Annotated in this window: 1 pseudogene; it reads left to right on the top strand. The window is 63.6% G+C overall.

Annotated elements, in window-relative coordinates:
* Window positions 1–1,285 (top strand): annotated as a pseudogene (locus tag PQR42_RS45460) (RHS repeat-associated core domain-containing protein); the annotation flags it as partial.

Below are 1,285 nucleotides of genomic sequence, written 5' to 3'. Positions count from 1 at the left end.
CGACGGTCGCACACGGCAGTTCACGATGATCGCCGGCCTTTATCGCCTGACCCGCGTGCAGGACCGCAATGGCAACACGGTGGCGATCAACCGGAACAGCAGTACCGGCGCGATCACCGGCATCATCGGTCCCAATGGACGTACGCTGACGTTCACGTCAATCGTGGGTGCGCGCGGCACGCCACTGATCTCGCGCGTCACCGACCCGCTGAATCGCCAGGTGAACTACCAGTACGACAGCCAGGACCGCCTCACGCAGGTGACGGATGCGGCTGGCGGCGTATGGAAGTACGGCTGGGACACGAAGAGCCGTCTGGTGAGCGTGACCGATCCTGAAGGCAACCAGCAGATCGTCAACACCTACGACGACAGCGACCGCGTGACCGCCCAGAAGCTCGCTGACGGCAGCACGTTTGGCTTCGCCTACACGGTGACGGGCGGCACGATCACGCAGACCGATGTGACGGACAGACGCGGCAGCATCCGGCGCGTGGTGTTCGACGCAAACGGACGGGTGGTGAGTAACACATACCCGGCGGGTCAACCGGTCGCACAGGTGCAGACCTTCACGCGCGATGCAAATGGACGTGTGACGAATCTCACCTCGACCGATCGCCAGTACACGTACACCTATGACGCGAATGGCAACCGCATTGGCGAGGCCGATCAATACGGTACGTTGGTGACGCGTACTTTCGACAGCTATAGCCAGTTGCTGACGCAAGCGCAGGCGGGCGACCCGCAGCGCGGCGTGAACACCGTCTACACATACGACGTAAAGGGCAATCTGCTGACGGTGACCGACCGGCTGGGCAACCGCACCACGCAGACGAACGACAGCCAGGGGCGCCCGCTTACGGTGACGGACGCCCTCAAGGGCGTGACGAAGTTCACCTATACCGGCGCGGACCTCACGGCGATCACCGATCCGCTAAATCGCACCACGCAGTTCACGACCAACGCCGCAGGTCGGGTGACGGCGGTGCAGGACCCGCTGGGCGACAGCACGGCACGAACGCTCGACGCGCTGGACCGTACGACCAGTGTCACCGATGCGCTGGGCGGTGTGACGCGCTTCACGTGGGACCGCAACGGCCATCTGCTTGGTGAGACGGATCCGAAGGGCGTAGCCACGCTTTACACGTACAACGCGATTGGCCGCCCGGTGAGCAAGACCGATCCGCTGGGCCACAGCGAGACGTACACGTGGAACAGCGCAGGACAGATTGCGTCGGTGACTGACCGAAAGGGCCAGGTGACGACTTACACCTACGATGCCGCAGGA

This window comes from Paraburkholderia sediminicola (genome assembly GCF_046027355.1).
Lineage (GTDB): Bacteria > Pseudomonadota > Gammaproteobacteria > Burkholderiales > Burkholderiaceae > Paraburkholderia > Paraburkholderia sediminicola_B.
This window is presented reverse-complemented; position numbering and strand designations above follow the sequence as displayed.